The sequence below is a fragment of the Ihubacter massiliensis genome, from assembly GCF_024125305.1.
In the GTDB taxonomy this organism is placed as follows: Bacteria; Bacillota; Clostridia; order Peptostreptococcales; family Anaerovoracaceae; genus Hominibacterium; species Hominibacterium faecale.
In genome coordinates this window covers 3757476-3778247 of record NZ_JAMXVH010000001.1, presented here as the reverse complement: position 1 = coordinate 3778247, position 20772 = coordinate 3757476, and the positions used below count along the sequence as shown (strand labels likewise).

At 48.6% G+C, this 20772-nt stretch carries 13 protein-coding genes; 2 read left to right on the top strand and 11 right to left on the bottom strand.

The genetic code is table 11. The annotated features are described in order from the left end of the window. Positions 1-39 precede the first annotated feature (39 nt). From NIA71_RS17240 to secG, 10 genes are all read right to left on the bottom strand, one after another. Complete coding sequence (locus tag NIA71_RS17240; RefSeq protein ID WP_253021066.1) at positions 40-5373, bottom strand: Ig-like domain-containing protein; 5334 nt, start codon at positions 5371-5373, stop codon at positions 40-42. A gap of 350 nt (positions 5374-5723) precedes the next feature. Continuing rightward, positions 5724-6224, bottom strand: coding sequence for a hypothetical protein (locus NIA71_RS17235; protein WP_148395428.1), 501 nt, complete (start codon positions 6222-6224; stop codon positions 5724-5726). Beyond that, positions 6211-6702, bottom strand: coding sequence for a signal peptidase I (locus NIA71_RS17230; protein ID WP_253021065.1), 492 nt, complete (start codon positions 6700-6702; stop codon positions 6211-6213). The genes NIA71_RS17235 and NIA71_RS17230 overlap by 14 nt, the downstream gene beginning before the upstream one ends. Further along, the gene (locus tag NIA71_RS17225) at positions 6699-7073 is read right to left on the bottom strand and encodes a hypothetical protein (protein WP_253021064.1); all 375 of its coding nucleotides are present in this window, start codon (positions 7071-7073) and stop codon (positions 6699-6701) included. Before NIA71_RS17225 ends, NIA71_RS17230 begins: the two co-directional genes overlap by 4 nt. Further along, on the bottom strand, positions 7074-7817 hold the full coding sequence (locus tag NIA71_RS17220) for a hypothetical protein (RefSeq protein WP_253021063.1): 744 nt from the start codon (positions 7815-7817) through the stop codon (positions 7074-7076). It lies immediately after the preceding gene. Between the two features lies 1 nt (position 7818). After that, positions 7819-8475 (bottom strand): TasA family protein, encoded by a 657-nt coding sequence (locus NIA71_RS17215; RefSeq protein ID WP_148395425.1) that lies wholly within the window; start codon positions 8473-8475, stop codon positions 7819-7821. A 14-nt stretch (positions 8476-8489) separates the two neighbouring features. Continuing rightward, positions 8490-9551 carry a Cna B-type domain-containing protein gene (locus tag NIA71_RS17210; protein ID WP_253021062.1) on the bottom strand — a complete coding sequence of 354 codons (1062 nt, stop codon included), beginning with the start codon at positions 9549-9551 and terminating at the stop codon, positions 8490-8492. Between the two features lie 11 nt (positions 9552-9562). Continuing rightward, on the bottom strand, positions 9563-14395 hold the full coding sequence (locus tag NIA71_RS17205; protein ID WP_253021061.1) for a SpaA isopeptide-forming pilin-related protein: 4833 nt from the start codon (positions 14393-14395) through the stop codon (positions 9563-9565). A 494-nt stretch (positions 14396-14889) separates the two neighbouring features. Next, positions 14890-16914 carry a sodium-translocating pyrophosphatase gene (locus tag NIA71_RS17200; RefSeq protein ID WP_148395422.1) on the bottom strand — a complete coding sequence of 675 codons (2025 nt, stop codon included), beginning with the start codon at positions 16912-16914 and terminating at the stop codon, positions 14890-14892. A gap of 114 nt (positions 16915-17028) precedes the next feature. Further along, positions 17029-17262: a preprotein translocase subunit SecG gene (secG, locus tag NIA71_RS17195; RefSeq protein ID WP_148395421.1), complete on the bottom strand. Its 234-nt coding sequence runs from the start codon at positions 17260-17262 to the stop codon at positions 17029-17031. Between the two features lie 397 nt (positions 17263-17659). On the opposite strand from secG, the gene NIA71_RS17190 reads away from it, so the two are divergent. Further along, positions 17660-18508, top strand: coding sequence for a carbon-nitrogen hydrolase family protein (locus tag NIA71_RS17190; protein WP_253021060.1), 849 nt, complete (start codon positions 17660-17662; stop codon positions 18506-18508). After that, a complete protein-coding gene (locus NIA71_RS17185) occupies positions 18501-19904 on the top strand; it encodes an MATE family efflux transporter (protein WP_253021059.1) in 1404 nt (467 codons plus the stop codon). The genes NIA71_RS17190 and NIA71_RS17185 overlap by 8 nt, the downstream gene beginning before the upstream one ends. Before the next feature lie 35 nt (positions 19905-19939). Here the strand turns inward: NIA71_RS17185 and NIA71_RS17180 are convergent, their stop codons facing one another. Next, on the bottom strand, positions 19940-20725 hold the full coding sequence (locus tag NIA71_RS17180) for a response regulator transcription factor (protein WP_253021058.1): 786 nt from the start codon (positions 20723-20725) through the stop codon (positions 19940-19942). Between the last annotated feature and the right edge of the window lie 47 nt (positions 20726-20772).

Genomic DNA, 20772 nt, shown 5'->3' with positions numbered 1-20772 from the left:
AGCCTGTTTCTTTTTGTGTATGTAATTGCAAGGAATTGTTTATCTTGTTTTAATCTTTTTGATCTTACTGTAAGAACCATAATATCTCTTACCGTCGATCGTCTTATAGGAACGTACCTTTACATAGTAGGTTCTCTTGGCCTTCAGCTTCTTAACCGTCTTGCTGGTCTTGGTGGTCGTGGTGCTCTTGAAGCTCTTGTTCTTCTTCAATGAGTAAGAAATCTGATAGCCGCTCACGCCTGCGCTCTTCTGGCTCTTAATCGTTACCTTGAAGGATTTCTTACCCTTCTTCAGCTTGCTGATTGCAGCTTTGGCCGGGGTAATCCTGAAGGTTGCGGTCTTGGTGCTCAGTCCTGTGCAGTCGCCTCTTCCAGTAACGGTTACGGTCGCTTTTCCTGTCTTTGTGTTGTTGCTGTATGCTACCGTATAATCCGTTCCATTGGCAAAGGCGGATAATCCATATACAGCGGGTGTCTTAGCCTTGCCGTTGTACATATACTGAGTCGTTGACAAGGAGATTCTCGCATTGTTGTATGCGGTTCTCTTGGCGTTTTTGTACTCAGCTTCTGCTTTTTCGATCTTTGCCAGATCAGCGGTTAACAATGCTTTGGCATCCGGTGTTTCGGCAACCACGCTGTTGTACATATTTCTTGCAGCGTCAATCTTGCTCTTGTCTGCGGTCGAATAGGTCGCTGCAGCCGGAAGCTGATCCACCAGCTTGCTTACCCGATTGGCCTGAGAAACAACTTCTGCATCTTTGCTGGCATCACGAATGGCCAGTAAGTCACCATAGTAGCCATCTTTTCCATAGCCGTCCCAGTCTAAGGCTTCGATCTGATCCGCATTCAAGGCTTTATAGGCTGCTGTCAGCGCTTCAACCTTTTTCTGCTGGGCGTAAGTCATCGCGCCGTCTACAGCTTCATAAAGGTCATCAATATCGGACTTAAATGCTTTCACTTGATCGTCCCACTTAGTGTACTGCTCATCGGCAGCTTTCATCGTCGCGTGTTGTTTAACTAAGCTGGTCTGTCCTTCATATTGTTTTTCGAAACCATTGTAGGCTTCTTTCGCTGCTTTGATTGCCTGGTATACATCATCTGTATAAGCAACGGTACCAATCTTGCCAATCAGGGCATCCACGGAATCCGCTGCGGTTTCCGGTTCAATCGGTTCGCTGCTGATCACGTAGTCAGATGCATGACTCAGAGTAAAAGTCACTTTGCGATCTTTCACTATCAGCGGACCATTGTCGATCAGCTGGAGCTTTCCATTGTTGAGATAATAGATATATACCGTATCGCCATCTTTAATACTATTATCATTAATGGCAATGGTGATGGTCGCCGGTGCCGGGAAGTCGCCTTCGTGTGATAAGGTTAATCCCAGTTTTGCAGCATCGCCAGACAAGCCAGAAACGTCAGTGATATCCTTCTTCTCGATTTTCGTATCAACTGCCACCATATTTTCAATGGCTGCCGTATCGAATTCAAAGGTTGCCGCATAGGTATCTTTCGTTGCCGGTACTTCTACGATCAGTTTGGCAGCCTTGCTTTCACTCGCCGCCGCAAAGACATCTTCGCTCAGCACTGGAGGAACGTCTGCCGGAACTTTGACAACAACTTCTTCTTTTTCCTTTGCGTTGTCGATCGCTTGTTTAACGTCCGCTTCATTGATAACCTCTTGTTCGGTCCCTTCATCGTCGGTTGCCGTTGTTTTACTTGGTTCCACGATGACCTTAACCGGTTCTTTGTCTGCAGCTTTTTCTATTACCGTTATTTTACATTCAGCCTTCGTGGTTCCATCTGCCGCTGTCGCGGTAACAGTTGCCTCGCCTGTCTTTAATGCGGTAACAACGCCGTTGTCATCGACGGTAATCTTGTCGGTATTGCTAGCAGTCCATTCAATGCTGGTATCATATGCTTCTTCCGGTTCAATCGTTGCGATGAGCTGCCCCTTATTGCCTTCTGTCAAGGTCATTGCACTCGTGTTGAGGGAAAGGCACTTAATCGCTGCGCCCGGTGCAAACTGGATGATCGTCTTACCATCATCAGTCGTTGTTACAGAATGCCAATCACTAGCCATATCTTCATGAATCGCAACCCATTCAGCCTTTACTTCCACAGTTTTATCAACGTTATCAATCTGAATCGGATTGTCTTGCTGTAAATCTCCATAATTGAATTCAAATTTTGGATCAGCTGTGACGCCGGAGCCTTTTGTCACATTGACCCCGCCCCAGCCGTTTCCGCTTGTGTAAAGTCCATTCGCGGTTACCGCAGAGCCGTTTGCCACGATACCATATCCGTAACAGTCTTTAACCGTCACCTCAGTCAGGGTTGCCGCACTGCCTTCTCCATAGGTCTGAATACCGTGTCTGGCCGTCCCATTATTGCCATCGATCGTCAAGGCATTAATTTCAACATTCGAACTCTGTACGCCGAGCACATGTCCGATCCCTTCTTTGTCGCCTTTGGCCGTTATGGTTTTTCCATTTCCATTAAAGTCAATTGCCTTATCAATGAGAATAGCCGGATTATTTTTTTCCGTCCCCATATCCACGGTCACGTCTTTCAGCAGTGTCACGATTGTTCCTGCTTTTGCAGCTTCGATTGCCTCTTTCAAGGTCGGATAGGTCACGCCGTCAGTTTGTGCTTCGCCGGCTAACTGGCTGCTCCACTGAATCAGAGTCTTATTGTCCTCCTTGCGGACGCTCTTTGTCGCATACCAGGTTCCAGCATTATCGCCAAAGATAACCCAGCTTGTACTTGGCGCTTTGTCGCCCACGTTATCGGCCTGGATTGGATTATGCTCCTGCAGGGTTCCGCTGTTAAAGGTAAAGCTTGGTTCTGCGGTTACATCCGTGCCCTGTCCAATGTTGACGCCGCCCCAGCCGTTCGCTTCCGCTGTGATTCTGGTAGCGATCATTTTACCGCCATTGATCATGAATCCATAGCCCGTACAGTTTTTCACTGTAACGGAAGTAACTTTGGCTTCACTTTGTGGTTCTTCTTTGCTATACACCTGGATGCCATGTTTTGCAATCTGGTTGCCGTCTATAGTCAGATTCTTGACTGCAGCTTTGACTCCGTTGGAAACTTCAATGACATGGCCGATTGCTTTTGTGTCGCCTGTTGCTGTGATGGTCTTTCCGTTACCGTCCAGAGTAATGTTTTTATCGATTAGAATCGCCGCTGTGTTCTGAGCGGTCATGGTCACCTGAACGTCTTTGTTCAGTTTTACGGTGTCTTTTTCTTTTGCTGCTACAATTGCATCGGCAAGGGTTTTATAATATGTGTTTCCAATCAACGCTTCGCCGGCTGCGTCTGTTGCTTTGACAACGTTGTAGCCTTTATCAGTTTTATTGACTGCATAGTCTTTTACAACATAGGCGGATGGGTTGGTGCTGAAGGTTCCGCCGCTGATCTTCAAATGATCTGCTGCGTTTGCCCATGCTTCCCATGTCTTATTGCTATTCCATTTATATGCTACTACTGCATCGTTGTGTGCGGATGTGAATTCACCCGCGCTGATTGTCAGGGATGGATCTCCGCCCGGATAATTTCTGCTGACCAGGGAAATCGCGGCTCCGTCACAAATTAGTCCGTCGCCTTCTACTTTTGCAGCTTTCTTATCCTGCCCTGTTGCGATAATCTTTCCGCCTGTAACGCTGATACTTCCTTCGCCCGCACACATCTGGACGCCTGTGGCTCCTTCAAGTGTTCCTCCTGTGATGGATAACTTGCCATCTTGCGGATGATAGATTGCGGCATTATCATCTGCTGCAAGTCCCTTAATCGCTCCACCTTTTATGGTGATCTCGGTTCCCGCATTTTTTGCCAGACCATTTCCGGCAATTCCATAATATTGGCCTACTATGGTGCCATCTTCAACGATTAACGTTCCAGCACCCATCACTCCAATAGCTGCATACGCTTTTTCGCCATTGATTTCACCCTTGCCAGTGATTGTCAGAGTGGTGTCGGCACCATTTACCTCAATTGGTTGTGTCTGACTATATTTCTTAAGAAGGTCATCCCCTGCAACAATTTCCTTGTCTCCAAGATCTAGCGTGATTGCTTTCTTACCGCTTACTAAGACCTTCTCATTGATTGTTACATCGTTCAGCAATTTTACAATCTGGCCATCCTTTGCCGCATCGATTGCTGCTTTCAATGATGAATACTCATCATCTCCAATAGCCGCTGCAATTCCTTCGCCAGCTACTACTTTATAGGCTCCGGCATTCTTTGTTACAACATAGCCCTGCGCAATATGATCCGCCTTTGGGCTCACATTATAAATCCCGCCTGTAATACTAATGTTACCTAATTCGCCGTTTGAATCCGCCTTAATTATAAGGTCAGAATTGCCGCCTACATTGAATGTGCCGTTGTTTATGGATAACTCTCCTATAGAAGAATCTTTGTCGTATACTCCATTAGTAATCACACGATTACTGGAATTAAAGGTTCCTCCATTAATGACCGCTTTGTTCCAATTCAGAATCGGTGATTCAATCTTTGTTTCAAAACTCCCGCCATTGATAGTCAGTTCACCCCATTCGTCATTTTTAACGGTATATTTTCCACCGCTATAATTTCCGCCTTCAATCGTCAGTTTCGCAAGATTGCTACCTTTTTTATCACCTTTATTAAAGAATCCATTCTCTACCAAGCTGGAATATCCAAACGCTTCACCTTGTTTTACGACAACATCTTTTTCCATGGTCATTGTTCCATGGTTAAGAATATTATACCAAGAATTAGAATCTTTTTTTCCATCCTCTTTGCTGCGGATATAGATTCCGCTCTTTAAGGTTGCAGTCGCTCCCTCATCATTATAAACGGCGCCTTTTGTATGAGATATATTATCTACTGTTCCTTTGCCGTCAATGATTAGGGTGCCCTTGTTCAAGATTGTATGGTCCTTGACATTTGTCAAAGTCTTACCATTCAAATCCAAAGTAATTGTCTTTCCTTCCGGAACCACAACATCTTCGGTTACATCTTTCTGCAGAACGATCGTTGATTCATCGGTTGCCGCATCGATCGCTGCTGCCAACGTAGCGTAGCCCTGATCACCAATCTTGGCCACATTGTCATCAGCAGCCTCTTTCTTCTCTGCCGCCGCTGCCTTCGCCGCCGGCTTCTTCGTCTCCGGCTCTGTCTTCACAGCCTCAGTCGGATCCTTATTACTGCTTTCCTCCGCCGCAGGATCTTCGCCCGGCGTCTGATCATCGGCTGCGACCGTTTCCTGCGTCGCGCCGGTTTCAGCACCCCAGACAAATGCAGTCGGGAACGTCATGGTAAACGCCACGGCGATCACGACCACCCACGCTAGAAGCCTGCTGCTTTTCTTTTTCCTTGCTTCCATGTCTTCCTCCTTAATAAATAGTACAAAACGAAATCGTAATAGAGCTTGGGGCAGGTGGCGCAAAAAAACGCACCATCAGGATGATAGTGCGCAAAGACCGTTGCTATGAAGCTCTGAATGGCGGAGAGAGCTTTTCATAATATCACCCTTTGCAAACAACTATCATATTGCAATTTTATGGCATTATAGCTTATACATTCATCCTTGCCTCTCCCCTATTCGTATAAATATACTACCCCCCCCCCCGGTCATTTTTGTCAATGGTTTGTACCGTTTTTACGTACAGGAAATTTGTTACATCGTCACGCTGTAATAAACAGTCCTACTAATGTAACATTCAGCCCTTGACTTTAGAGCTCACTCCATAGAAGGCCGTTTTCTTGAATTGCTTCTCCATAGATAAGAATGTCGAACGGCTCCAGTTCACTTTGGCTTGCCGCTTCGCTGATCTTGATTTCAGAAAAAAGGGGAGCAGTTTTTTCCCCTGGCTGGAGGACGTATTTGTAATAAAAATAGTCGCCGGTTTCCGACCAATGCTCCCGGTCAAAATCCACCACAGAGAGGGCGGCCATTTGACTGCTGGTATACTTGGCCAGCAGTCTGACCCTGCAGGGAACCGGGCCTGTGTTGACCACCGCCACTTCCTTGCGGATGGTAATGCCGGGGAGCATTTTGGCAGGCGGTTCAAAGTCCTCTTCAATTTCAATCTCCCCGTAACCCACCGTAAAGGCATTGACCGCCTGAGCTTGATAAACACTATAAGCAAGCAGTCCCAGAAAACTGCTGTTAACAAGCAGCAAAAGCATCAGCACCACAGCCAGCCTTCTGTTTTTAAATCTAACCTGCTTCATAGCCGCCTCCCCGCTTTTTCCTTTCAGGCAGCAGACGCCCCATTACAAAGAATGCCGCCAGAGCGGCGCTGGTCAGGAGCATGCCCTTCTTCGTCTGCAGAAAAGCCGCCGCATACCCTGCTTTTGGAATAGAAAAGACCACTTTTCCCATAACCTCCTTTTGGCTGACAGGCGCTCTGTCGGCGTGGGGATTGTTATCCCCTTTGGTGGTATAGGCGCCGTGCTCCGCCTTTAAAACCCGATGAACAATCTTCGTGCTCCCTTTGGAAAAAGCGATGATATCTCCCGCCTTCGCCTCCCGGTCTCGTTCATTGACAAAGCACAGGCTGCCGGTCGCAAGCTGGGGCTCCATGGAGCCGCTTAAAACCATAAATGGGCTGATATGGCCGATCAGCTTGGCGCCGCCCAAGGCCAGCGTAAAAAAAAGAATCAAAAAAATCAGCACGTTTTCAATGATATGATAAATAGTTCGTATCATCTCCTGCTCCTCCTTATTATCAGCAGCCCTGCCGCTGCGCTCACAGCCATAATCAGAATCGCAAGCCCAAAGCATCGCTCATCACCCGTCTGTGCCTGTATTGGATTGCCATCCTCATCGCAAACCTTGAAATACCAAGTTACCCTGTCTGCAAGGACTTGGTAGGGATTCGTCAATGTTTCCGGCACATGGATGGAAAACTTCACCTTCTCCGCCTGTTTTTTTTCAAGCTCTGCCAACATCCGATAATCCGACAGCTTTTCACAAGTCAGCGGGCCCTGATAAAAGAGTCCTGTTTCCGATTCAATGCGAAGCTGAATTTGCTTCAGGAGTTTCGTTTCCTCCGTGGATGCTTTAAAAAAAATACACACTTATTCTTGTCCGGCATTTTTCAGCTTCATGACATCGCTGTAATGATCGCCGGGCATAAGGTCGCTCAAATGAGCCATGAACGAATCGGCATCGCTGACCAGCGCCTTTGCGCCGCCCTGATAAACCAGACTAATCCCTTTGTTTTCCGTCCGCTTGCCCCTTCCGGCCAGATAGTATTCTCCGATCTGAGAAAATTCCGTTTCCACGCTCCCCCAAGGGTTGTGCTTCTGAAAATCGGCCTTCCAGTTCTGCGACTGAACAGCTTCCGCTGTAATGTGCAGATCAAAGCCGGATGCCTCTTTGTCCGTCCATGCGGCAGGCACACGCAGCCCTTGAAAAAGCTCCGCGGTCTGCCCCTGCGCCAGCGGGTAGCGATAATAGTAATAGGCGCCTTGCTCAATCCAGGCCGCATTCATACCAATAAAGTCCTGCATCTTTACAGGCTGCGGTCCCTCTTCATCCATGGTCACTTCAATCTGCGCTCTTATGTAGCAATCCTCTGCCCGGCTGGTAATGACCGGGATCATGGAAATCTCCTGGCCCGGGACCAGATCGCGGGGCTGAACAAACTCTTTGACGCGGCCATTTTCTTTCATCTTCGATTCCAGGCAAATGTCCACGCCTCCGGTCTGAAATCTGCTGGACAGGCTTTCCTCCTGCAGTGCCAGCATACTGGCCAGTCCTCCCGCGGCCAGCACGAGAAACAGCCCGGCCGCAGCCGCCAGCCGCCTCATCCCTTTCATGTTACTTTCCTGCCTGCTGATTTTCTAAAACAGCCCAGACATCTGCCGGAGCGGTCTTTCCCCCATCCAAATCCACAGTCTGTATGCCATAAGCATCTACCGGCAGCTCCAGCATTTCTTCTTCCAAGCCCTGGCCTTCGATCACATTGAGAAAACGGATCTTCCCGTCTGCGAACAGTACCGGCGTTGTATGGCCGGCAGAAAGGGGCGTGCAGGCTTCGTTTGAGCCATAGGCATAGACATACCGGCAGCCATCTTCCCGGTCCTCTTTGACCACTTGTGTCCATCCCCCGCTGATCTGATACTGGAATAGTTCCTGATTGACCGCCGTATTTTGAGAACCGTTTTCCGCCGCTGTTTTGACCTCTGCTTTCGGTATGGTGAATTCTGTAAAGACGAACGCATCATTGATTCCGGTGTTGGTCACGTATGGGTCCTTGTCCAGGCTTTTGTTTGGCGTCAGATTCTGATGATCCTGCGGATGGGCGTCATACGCCGGTTCGGTCAGGTCAATTTTTACCTTACCGATTGTAAACACATTGGCCGCCGAATCCACGTCCGTAAAATAGGCGCTGATTCCGCCGATTGCCGCCACTGCCAGAAGAAACGCCGCCAGCAGCATGCTCCCTTTTTTCCTTAATCTTATCTCTTTTCCCATTTTCTGTTCCTTTCTTATATGCTGAATCCCATGCGTACATCAAAGGCTGGAATCCAGGTATTGATAATCTTGAATCCTTCATATGCTGTCCCATATCCATCGGCATTCTGTGAGACTGTATAGCGAATCTCCGCACCGCCCTCATACTTTGGCAGATCGGAAAAGCAAAAACTCCAGCTCCCGTCTGCGCCAGGGGAAACGGTACCCTGCGCTGCTACGGATGTTCCTCTGAGAACACGCACAACTACGGACCCGGGCCGGGTTCCCATCAGATTGTCCATGTCCTCCCAGTAAATTTTTCCTGAAACTTCGGTGGTGTAATAGGCTGTCCTGGTGTAAGTCAGGTTAAATCCGGAAACGGATGGTCCTGAATATCCGCTGAGGCCGTTTCCTGTTACCGAATAGGCCGATTCTCCCCCTCCTGCTTTATAGACTGGAACAGAGACATTCCATGCGCCGATGGCCGCAAAGCTTGTGTAAGCCTGACCGTCCCTGATCACGGTTATGGTCCTGGTACTGCGCAGACCGTCTTGATTATTGTTGTCCTGCCAAATAACGCTGCCGGACAAGATTTTTGTCGTGGTCACCGCCGGAACGGTCACATTGGTCGAAGCTTTACAAACGCCGGGCCCGTAGCCGCCGGATGAAATATCGGAAGTGGTAATGCTGACCGGGATGCTCCTGGCGGCCGAGGCGTAGGAAAAGTACACCGTCTTCTTATAAAGGTTCTTGGTCACGGTGGAGGAATTGTTGCCTCCGCTCATACCGTCAAAGGTCTTGGTATAAGTAGTCCCGTTTATTTTGATATTGACCTTGTGGGTTTGGGTGCTGCTGAACTTGTATTTTTTAATCTTCAGCTGGGCCGTAACCTCCAGGGCATATCGTTTGTTGGCAGCATCATCCGTCAGTGTATACACGCAGTTAAAGTCATATTTTGAACTATTTCTGGAGGTGGTACCGGCGACGGTCTTGGCCAGCGCCGGCTCCACCAGAAGCAAAAACAGCATGACTGCTCCAGCCAGTACCAGCAAACATGACTTGCCCTGCTGTCCGAGGCAATGTTTCATTTTTTCCATCATCATCTCCCCTATCTGGCCGCACCATCAGCGTCAAAGAAACAGAACCTCTGCTCCCCTTCCAGGTTGGCAGAACGGAGCCACCAGGGTTTTCCCAGCGCGGCGGCAGCTTCCAGATCCGGCTTTCCGTCGGGAATCAGGCCTTGAAAAAGCTTGTACTGCGCTCCTTCTCCCCTGCCGCTCCGCAGCCGGCCAAAGTCCAAATCCTCAAAGTAAATCGATGGCTCCAGTTCCTCGTCCTCATACCCCCATGCTCCACAGACTTCCGACTGTGAAAGCAGCCAGAGCTTGTCCCATGTGGTTTCTTTCAGCGCCTTGCCGTCCGCAAATCCCCAGCTTTCTTTTTGCACCGGCACTGCGGCCTGCGGTAATTCCGCTGCCAAAGGAGCCGTCTTTTTTCGAAGCTGAGAATCCTTCCAGCCGCCCTGGTTGGTCAGGGTCGGGTTGAAAACATCAGCAGCCACAGGCTCCCAAATCAGAAAAGAGAGTCCCGCCCTGCTGCCATCCTCCTTCCGATCCTGATTGAAGCCGAGAATCACAGCGTGGCACTGCTTTCCATTGATGGTAAGCTCCTTGGTATGTTTCAGCGTTTCCTGCGACAATCGACCGTCCTCCAAGTCTTTTTTGACTGCGGAAAAACATTCATCAAGCACGGTCTCCGCTTTGCCGGAATCGGCAATCTTCTTGATTTCTTCCCAGGTATAGTCGTTCAGATGTTTCTCTTGCCATCGGGCATACAGTGTCAAATCCTCGACCAGTTCCTTCTTTGTATTGAAGGCGGAAATCAGTTCTTTATCCAGGTACCATCCACCAAAGGAAAATCCCGAGCGCAGCGGAATGTATTCCCCTTCTTTGTAATCCGCCAGACAGCTGTATTTCTCTGCGATCAGGGGAGCCATGGTCCCGCCCCCTCCCGTATCAAACTGGATGGTCAGCAGCTTAACTGCTTCTACCTGATAAGTGATTGTGGCCCGGCGGCAGATCCCATCCTCCTCATATTCAACTGCTGCCGTATAGCTTCCTGCAATTTTGGGAACTCTGGTCAGGACCCCGCCATCCTCTTTCTTTAATTGGAATTGATTTTGTCCCAGGGGAGCCTGGGTGCCATCGTCGTAAACAGCGGTCACTTGGAGTTTTTCCCGGGGAAATTGTTGGTTTCCTTCCAGAATGTTCTCGCCTTCATATTGAAGCTTCAGTCCAGTGAGCCTGCGGTTCAGTTTTATCAAGTTGGTTTTTGCCGCAGTGTGGGAATAGTCCTGCCACTTCTCTTTCTCATTAAGGAAGGTGGCCGTGCCTTCCTCCTCCCCCTCGAGTTGGAAGATCACCTTATCACCGTCCCTTTTGCCGTTTGGCGACAAGTCTGTGATCCCGGCCAGCTGATATCGGATATGCTCCAATTCTTCCACCTGGTAGGTTCCGCTTTTTAGTCCGCTGAAAACAACCGATTTTTTTACAGTTCCGTCTTGATTCCGGTTGTTTTCCACGTAGGTTTGGTTGAAGGTCGCCATCTGATATTCGGTTATCGCTTCCCCATCCGCCGTTTTGCCTGTAAGACGGAAAATGAAAGACGGTACCCCGTGAGCCATATGGATTTCATCGGTCCGAAGCTGTTTAACGATCGTCAGCTGCCCCCGCCGGGCTTTATCGGCAGCCTCCACGTATTGGGTCATTCCTCCTGTTGTGCTGTTGACGGAAAATCGAATCTTTTCACTGCTGATCCCATACCCCTCGGGAGCCTTTTTCTCCAGAAAGTAATAGCCGCCCCATTTGAGTCCCTCGACTTGAAGCCTGCCCTTTTCATCTGTCGTCAGGTTTTCTTTAACGATCCGCCCCGCATCATCAAAGAGATCATAAACCGCGCCTGCAAGCCTTATGGTTTCCGTCTCATCGGTTTTCGTCAGTATGACCGATCCTTTTTTCTGTTGATTGTAAACCTCGATTAACGGATGCAAATTCTCCGGCCCGATCTCCACTTTTTGAATTTCTTCTGACCGCTCATAGCCGCCTGGGGCCTGGAGTTCTTTGAGAAAGTAGATGCCCCAACGCAGCGAATCAATGCGAATCCGCCCTTTATCATCAGTGGTATAACTTCCTTCCTGCCTCTGGCAGTCCTGATCTCGATAAAGCCCAAAGACTGCGTCCGCCACGCTGTTTGCTCTGTCATCCTTTTTGACGAGTTCCAGTAAGCCGTATTCTCTCTGGTTATATGCGATAACAGTCGTGATCTGCGGCTGCTTTACCGGTCCGTCGGTCTGTGCCTTTTCCATTTGAATATCTATGCGGTCCTTTTCTTTCCGATAACCGGGCGGCGCTCTGTCTTCCAGAAGGTAATAGCTGCCCGGGCTGAGTCCTCTAATGATAATGCTGCCGCTGGAATCCGTCGTGTATCTGCCCAGGAATTTGTCCGGAAGCAAGTTGCCATTCTCATCTTTTTCTCCCTGCCGGTAAGCCAGGTAGACTGCGCCTGCCAGCGGCTTTTCTGTTTTTTCGCCGTTTTCCAGCTTTTCATATTTGACCAGGTGTATCTGATAAGGGACATGGGTATTTACCAAGTCATAGTTTGATACGCTTGCCTCATAACCCTCTACAGGTTTTTCCTCCACTTTATAATCAATGGGTACGCCTCTGGGCCGGTATTTATCCACGGTCCAGGAATACTTCCAGTCTTCCGCCGTGGAAATGGTTTTTGATGCGTATTTTTTTCCGTCCGCCATCAGATAGACGATCACTCTTTTCGGCCGGAGCTTATCCAGGTCATCCGCATCGTTCCAAAGCTTGGCGCCTTCAATGGTAATCTGCTCAGGGGTATGATGATTCACCATATCATATCCCAATTGCTTTGATGTGTATCCTGGAATCTGCTCTTCTTCTACCGTGTAATCAATCCTGCGGCCCTGTTCATCGAAAGGCTCCAAATCTTCAAATACATATTTCCATTCCGTTTCTTCGCTGATCGAAAGTGTATCTGCCATCTGCCCGTCTGCCATCAGTTTCACCTTAAGGGACTGGGGACGCAGGCCGTCCTGGTCCTCATGGTCATCCCAAATCTTTTGCCCTTCAATGTTGTAGGGCTTTATATGAACAGCTGCTGTCGCTGTCTTTTCCCGGGCAAGGAGAGCGCCCGTGAGCGCCGTATTATCGATGTCCCGATGGGCGGCTGCCTTTTCTGCTCTGGCTTGATAGCGGATGACTGCTGTCTGCCCGTAATTCAGCCGCTTCACCTTGAGCAGACAGCCGTTTTCCAGAGGTGTCAGTTCATACCCTGTGATGCCGGAGACTTGCAGTGTATCGGCCAGCACTTTGACCTCCTTTGGAAGGCTATCATCCTTTATATACAGATCCAGCGCCGCTGAATTGGCCTTGGTCTGGGTAACCCTCACAGTATAATCGATGGGGTCGCCCACCCGGTATTCTTTTTTCGAGGTTTCTTTTGTAATGGAGAGAACCGGCAGAGGAATTTCTGTCGTTACTGTATTGGTGGTACGCACGGTCTGGCTGCCGCCTGCCTGATACACCACCCTGCCGGTGTTGGAAAAGCGAATTGCGCCTCTGCCGCTGTCGTAATGGCCATGATTCCTCAATATCTCTTCTGTAGCTCCGCTCTTTATGCCTGCAGTGATACGCAGCTGGTAATTACATCCGTAAAATGAAGCTGTACTGCAGTTTTTAGCTGCCGCAGATACCGTCGGTCCGCTGATGTTTATGGTAAATTGACCGGACACGTCCTCGCTTTTATTTTTATATATGTGGACATCCTGAATCTCCAGACAACTATCCAAGGTATCGTTCATGGAAAAGCCTTGATAGAAGTTTCCCGGCTCTGTCTCCAAGGGCACCAGACCATTGAGCGTGTAGGTCCAGGCATCGCGGATGGTGGGGACTATATTGTTGGAAACATCCTTTTCATCCTGATCGGATACGGTTTTTTCGATGGCAGGCGGTTTGGGCTGGGGGATCATAGATGGAATGTATTTGGCCGCATCAAATCCAATGACGTTATCCGAGCCGTCGGCGTTGCCGTCCAGTACGTATTGGGTATGGCTGTTGCCGCTGAACTGATAAGAAAAAGTGGCTGTTGCCGCTTTGGCAGGGCTGTAGTTTGCTGTGCCCAAGTTGGGGATCAAAACATCATCCGACTGGATTAACAGCAGGTCATCTTCTTTTTTATATTTAAGAATCGTTCCTTTGGAGTTCACCCAAAGTTTTTTTATCTGGCCGCTGGGGATTGCCAGGCCCTGGGCATCGTCCACATCGCTGAAGGAAAAGAACCCGTTGACCTGGACAGGCGTGTTGGTGCCAGACAGGAAAAATTCGTGTTTCATCTTCAGCCATTTGACATTGGTCCACCAAATCTTGCAAAACCCGCCTGCAGCGAAAGCTTTTTTCTTGTCCTTGAGGGACCAGTTGGTAAAGGTAGTCTTAACGTCAACCCAAGTGTTGTTGTATTGAAAAAGCTTGTTATAGCGGACGCCGCATTTTCCTTTGCTGTTTTTATTGAGATAAAAGCCTTTGCGTTTGGTTCCGCTTCGGTCTGTATAAGTGGCCGTTGAGCCGAAGTATTCATCCACTGCTTTGGAGCCGGTCTTAAAGCTGTATTCCGGATCCACCATGTCGGCGGCGATCAGATTTTCCCGAACCGGCTTGACTGCGTAGTTAAAGGTTTTCACCCCTGGGTAAGAGATCAGCGCTTTGTAGCTGCCGCCGTTTATGGTAAAGGCGCTGGCCTGCTGCGGCATGCAGGACAGCAGCAGCACTGCGATCAGTGCCAGCAGAAGTATGGCTTGTCTGTTACAGCCCGCATTTGTATGAATCCGACCGGCGTCTTTCGCCCTGACTCTTCTCATCTCCAAAATCCTCCTTGAACTTTTCGCTCTCTTTGCAGTAATCTGTAATATATTTACATTCTGCAGTAATTTACATATTTTGTCAAGTTTTTTTGGAAATTATTACTTTTATTGGATTTTACAGTCACATTATATTGTCCAGATTAGTATGAAAGTTTTCCCGGGATATCCACATCCCACCTTCAAACCGCCAAAGCCCCATATTCCGGAAAACTTTTGTAAAAAGCGGCATTCTTTTCTCTAAGTTACAGGGTTATGGGGCCTGTTCTTGGCAGAAAGCGGCCTACGCAGCTTCCCGGCAGATTTGAGAGGCCGCTATCGTAGAAAATGGCGTAAATTTTACATGAAAGTTTCATTTTTTTCCGCAACAAGTCCATCTCTTTCTTACCTTCCATTGTTTACTCAAAAATCCCCAACTCCTGCTTCTCTCCCCACACAAAAAGACGAGCTCCGAAGAGCTCGCCCTAAATAACTTACATTCAATTGTTTTTCAATTAGATCAGTCCGCCGATACTTACGAACAGTGGCGCAAATACGACTGCTACGATCGTCATCAGCTTGATCAGAATGTTGATGGACGGACCGGATGTATCCTTGAACGGGTCACCGACCGTATCTCCAACGACAGTAGCTTTATGGGTATCGGAACCCTTGCCGCCGTAATGTCCTTCTTCAACATACTTCTTCGCATTATCCCAGGCACCGCCTGCATTAGCCATCATGATCGCCAGCAGTACGCCTGCAGCCAGCGCGCCAGCCAGCATGCCGCCCAGCGCTTCAACGCCCAGAACAACACCAACTGCCAGAGGCGCGATAATTGCCATCAGGCCAGGAGCCAGCATTTCTTTCAGCGCTGCTTTTGTGGAGATATCTACGCATCTTGCATAGTCAGGCTTAGAAGTACCTTCCATAATGCCCTTATCTTCTCTGAACTGTCTTCTTACCTCTTCGATCATCTGGTTCGCCGCTTTACCTACCGAGTTCATCGTCATAGCGGAGAACAGGAACGGCAACATAGCACCAATGAAGAGACCGATGATTACCATTGGATCCAGCAATGAAATTGCGCTGATCTGTGCAACCTGCGAGAAGGAAGCAAACAGAGCCAGAGCTGTCAGAGCCGCAGAACCAATCGCAAATCCTTTACCGATGGCTGCGGTTGTGTTACCAACGGAGTCCAGTTTGTCCGTGATTTCTCGAACGCCCGCAGGAAGCTCGGACATCTCAGCGATACCGCCGGCATTGTCGGATACAGGACCATAAGCGTCAACTGCTACAACCATACCGGTTGTGGACAGCATTCCGACAGCTGCCAGAGCAATACCATATAATCCGGCAAAGCCGTTTGCTACGAAAATACCCACTGCAATGCAGATGATCGGCCATACGGTGGACAGCATTCCAACGCCCAGCCCGCTGATAATTGTTGTCGCTGAACCGGTCTGAGACTGGTCTGCGATCTTTTTAACGGATTTATAATCTGCAGAAGTATAAATTTCAGTAATTTTACCGATGGCAATACCAACAATCAGACCAGCAATAATCGCAATCGCTGAGTTGAAGTTGCCCAGCATGGTCTTGCTTAAAATCAGAGAAGCGATCACTACGATAACGCCGCTGATATAAGTTCCCATATTGAGCGCAGCAGCAGGGTTGCCGCCTTCCTTGCCTCTTACCAGCAGGATACCGATAACCGATGCGATCAGGCCGATAGCCGCCAGCACCAGCGGGAATACAGAACCAACGACCGGATCCAGCTCAAAGGATGATCCGAACATTGGAGTTACGTGCGGGATAATAACCGCAAGTGTAATTGCGGAAATGATAGAACCAACATAGGATTCAAACAAGTCGGATCCCATACCGGCAACGTCGCCTACATTGTCGCCTACGTTATCTGCGATAACAGCCGGGTTTCTTGGATCGTCTTCCGGGATACCTGCTTCAACTTTACCTACCAGGTCAGCACCAACGTCGGCCGCCTTTGTGTAAATACCGCCGCCAACTCTTCCAAAGAGAGCCATTGAAGAAGCGCCCAGACCAAAACCTGTGATAACGTCTGCCGAAGAAATGCCCATAATAACAAAGATGACACCCAGGCCTAAAAGTCCCAGACCAGACACGCACAGGCCCATTACTGCACCGGACCGGAAGGCTACTTTGAGAGCCTTGTTCATACCGCCTTCATTGGCCGCGTTAGCTGTTCTTACGTTACCTTTTGTCGCAACGTTCATGCCGAAGAATCCGGCCAGAACAGACAGGAGCGCACCCACTACATACAGCACGCCAGTAAGCGGTTTGATGCATACAGCAATCAGAATAAAGAGTATGATGATAACAATGATCATGACTTTATACTCTCTTCTCAGGAACGCCATGGCGCCTTCGCGAATGTAGCCTGAGATTTCCTTCATCCTATCATTACCCTCAGCCACTTTGCTGATCCATGATGACAGGCCGAAGGCTACGATTAGCCCGATGACTGCCGCAATAGGAGCAATAATTGATAAGTTGTCCATAAAAATGATACCTCCCTCTCACTTTTAACACAACTATAAGAGGCGCCAATGACACCTCTTATGTAAAAGTGAAATATAATAATAAAATTAAACGAAACGAATTAACCGCTAACCCTAACCCTCAAGCATAACGAGAATAAGAGACAGCACAATAAACAGAACCGCTGCCACCGTGGATATTTTGTTGAGGATGCCCTCATATCCCTGGCTCTTTTTCTTACCGAAAAGCTGCTCTGCTCCTCCTCCGATAGAGCCCGACAAACCGGCACTATTACTGGATTGCAGCAGAATGCTTATGATCAAAATAACACTTGCAATGGCCAGTACTACCATGAGAATTGTCTGCATTTTCTTACCTCCTTGTAAACTAACTTCTAAATTTTATCACATGGCCTAAAAGAATTCAAGTTTTTTTGTCACAACATGGTTCTTTTCTAACTGCGGCCTGTTATTGGCTGGAAATCATCCTGGGAAAAGTTCAGCCAGAGGGGCTGCCGCACCAAGTATGATTGCTCATGCCTTTTGGTTTATCGTAATCAAAATAGGTTTCAGGCGGCTCCTTTTAAAGCAACACAAAGCACGTTATCTGTCAAGTATGAATTTTCAGATACTACTTTTGTGTTATTTTTTTCGGCAACAAATACTTCCCAGGTACATTTCACAGGGTTTTACGGAGCGATAAAATTAACCTAACAAATTTCTTAGCAGCTAAGAGCCAATAAATCACCTTTGGAGGAACAACCATATGAAAAAAGAAACGATCCGTATTACCTGTGCGCAGATGCACTCGCTGACCAATGAAAAACGAAAGAATCTGGATAAAATGAAGCAGCTTGCAGACATGGCTCTGCAAAAATATCCGGATACAGACCTGATCCTGTTTCCGGAACTGGCTACTACCGGCTGTGAATGCACACCGGAAGACTGCCGCAGCATTGCCGAAACCATGCAGGGTCCATCCATTAAAGAATTATCCAATTATGCCAGAGACCACAGCGTTTTCCTCGTCTTTGGATTCATTGAAAAAGATCCGGATACGGACAAGGTTTACAACTCAGCCGCACTGATCGACCGCAGCGGGAAGGTGCTGGGCCAGTACCGCAAAATGCATCTGGTGGAAGAAGAAAAGCCTGGCGTGGAATCCGGCAACTCGGACTATCCGGTTTTCCAAACTGAAATCGGCACCATCGGGATCATGATCTGCTGGGACAGCGCTTTCCCTGAAACAGCTCGTATCCTGGCCTTAAAAGGCGCGGACTATATTTTGATTCCGGCAGCCTGGGAAAAGCCCCAGCAGCATGATTGGGATCTGGTTCAGCAAGCGCGGGCCTTTGACAACGTTATTTATACGGCCTGCTGCAATCAGGTTGGTGCTGAAGAAATTCTGGACTTTTTCGGAAGAAGCAAGCTGACCGGCCCCAATGGCCAGCTGCTGTCAGAAGTTGTTGAAGATCAAGAAGCCATCGTTTCAGCCAGCTTCAATTATATGGACAAGGAACCGCTGCGGGCCGGCTATTATGCCCTGCTGAAAGACCGCCGCCCGGAAACCTACGGAATGCTTCTTGGGAAAGGACACGGTGCTAAATATGAGTAACGATCAAGAATATCAAGCTGTTCCTGAAACGGAAGCGCACGAATTTGCCACCAAAAAAATCACACCGCTGTTTTGGAAATACTCCCTTTTGGGCCTGATTGGCCTGATCGCCCAGGCTATATCGGTTATTGCCGATGGGTTCTTCGTTGGAAACAGCCAGGGAACGATCGGCCTTGCCACCATTGGCATCGTTACCTCCCTTTGGACCGTCACCATCGCCCTGGGCGCACTGTTTGCCATAGGCGGTTCAACGGTCATCGCAAGTAAGCTGGGCGAAGGTGATTCTGAAGGTGCCCGGGAAACTTATGCAATGGTCACCATCTTCACCTTCCTCTTCTCCCTGGTTCTGGCTGCTCTGTGCCTGCTCAACATGGACCGGCTGCTGATGTTCCTTGGTTCCACCCCGGACATTTTGCCCCATGCCAGAGCGTATGCAATTCCGTACTTTATCTGCATTCCTTTTTCCATTACAGGTACGGCAGTATACTATTATACCCGGGCCATCGGCAAACCTCTGGCTTCGGCCATCTCCTACATCGCTCCTGCGATCGTTGCGACCATCCTCGAATACATTCTCCTGATGCGGATGGGATTTGGTATGGAAGCTTCGGCATATTCCTGGGTAATCTGCGTAGGCTTTGCTTTTGCACTGGTGCCCTATCTGCAGCTGGCCAAAGGCGGTATGAAAATTCATCTGCGCGATTTCAAACTGAAGTTTTCCATCATCGGCAGCGCCTTGAAGATCGGCTTTGCGCCTTTTCTCATCGAACTGTGCGTTATTCTGACAACGATCATTGTCAATCGCCAGATCGTCAGCTATGGACGGGGCGAACTGGAAATTGCGGCATTTGGAACGATCAACGCTTATATTGTCTACATCATCATGCTCCTTTGCAACTCACTGATTTCCGGGCTGCTTCCCATTGCCAGCTATAACTTCGGCATGAAGAATTTCATCCGTGTAAAACAGCTGTTAAAAACCTCCACCTTCCAGTCTGTTCTGGCCCTGAGCTGCTTGCTGGCAATCATCTTTGTTTTCGCAAAACCGGTCGTGACCTTCTTTGTCGGCGAAGATCCGGAGCTGATCGATGCGACCGTCGCCATCATGCATGTATTCCTGCCGTTATTCACCTTCGGTTGTCTCGCCCTGGTCACCAGCGGATACTTCCAGGCCATCGAAATGATCCGGCCGGCGCTGGTCTGCGCTTTATGCCGTGTGGCTTTTTCCACACCACTGCTCTTCCTTCTTCCTGCAATCTTCGGGTATAAGGGAATCTGGTTTGCACAGCCGGCAGCCGATGCCCTCGCGTTTATCCTCTGCCTGATCTTCATTCGCAGAGAATGCCGCAGGCTGGATACCCTTGAAGGCGCTGCACCTGATATAGCCGCCTGCTAGAAAAATCTTTCACACCCTTTTTCTGCGGATGGTTTCTACCACAAGTGAGCCATATCATGATCGAGGACAAACTGAACCAGCTGGGACCGGCTGGAGACCTCCAGTTTCTCGTAGATATGGCTCACATGTTTTTTGACAGTGTTTTCTGCAATCCCCAGTAAATCTGCAACTTCGTCATTGCGCTTTCCTTTAAAGACCAGGCCCAGGATCTCGATTTCCCGTGTTGTCATGAAATAATTGCTTTTCAGCAGATAGGATATGTTATTTTTGTTGCTTCCTGCCCGCAGGTCATCGGTTGAAAGCCGCGTTTCCAGATGGGGCCGGAGAAACTCAAGGACAAACAGATCCTTTTCCGTAAAATCACCGGCTTTCTCCGCTTTGTACAGGGTCAGCGCTCCAAGAAATTTGCCGTTTTCCACAATGGAGATCCCTGCCACATGGGGCAGTCCGCTGGCAAGCAGATAGTCTTTGTAATAGGGCGTCTTTTTCCGCAGCTGGTCATTGACCAGGTCAGAATCTTTATAGACCACCGACTCCGGAATCAGAAAAATCCAGGAAGCATAATCCGACATCTCATATTTTGTTTCGCTGAGATAAATAAACGAATCTTCAAATTCTTTCTCGAAATCGCTGACGATCACACTATCGGTTAGATAGACGATTTTATTTCGCAGAAGGCCCAGGCTAAATACTGAAAATTTACAGCCGGTCAGCTTTTTCAAGTCCATCAGCACCTGTCTGCGCATGGCCTGTGAGTTGGTTGTTTGGTATACAGTTTTAATAATACCGTTCAAAATATCATATTCTTTTTGTTCCAGCATCCTGACACACCTGCCCTCTTCAATCATAATGGTACTCTGAAAAAAGA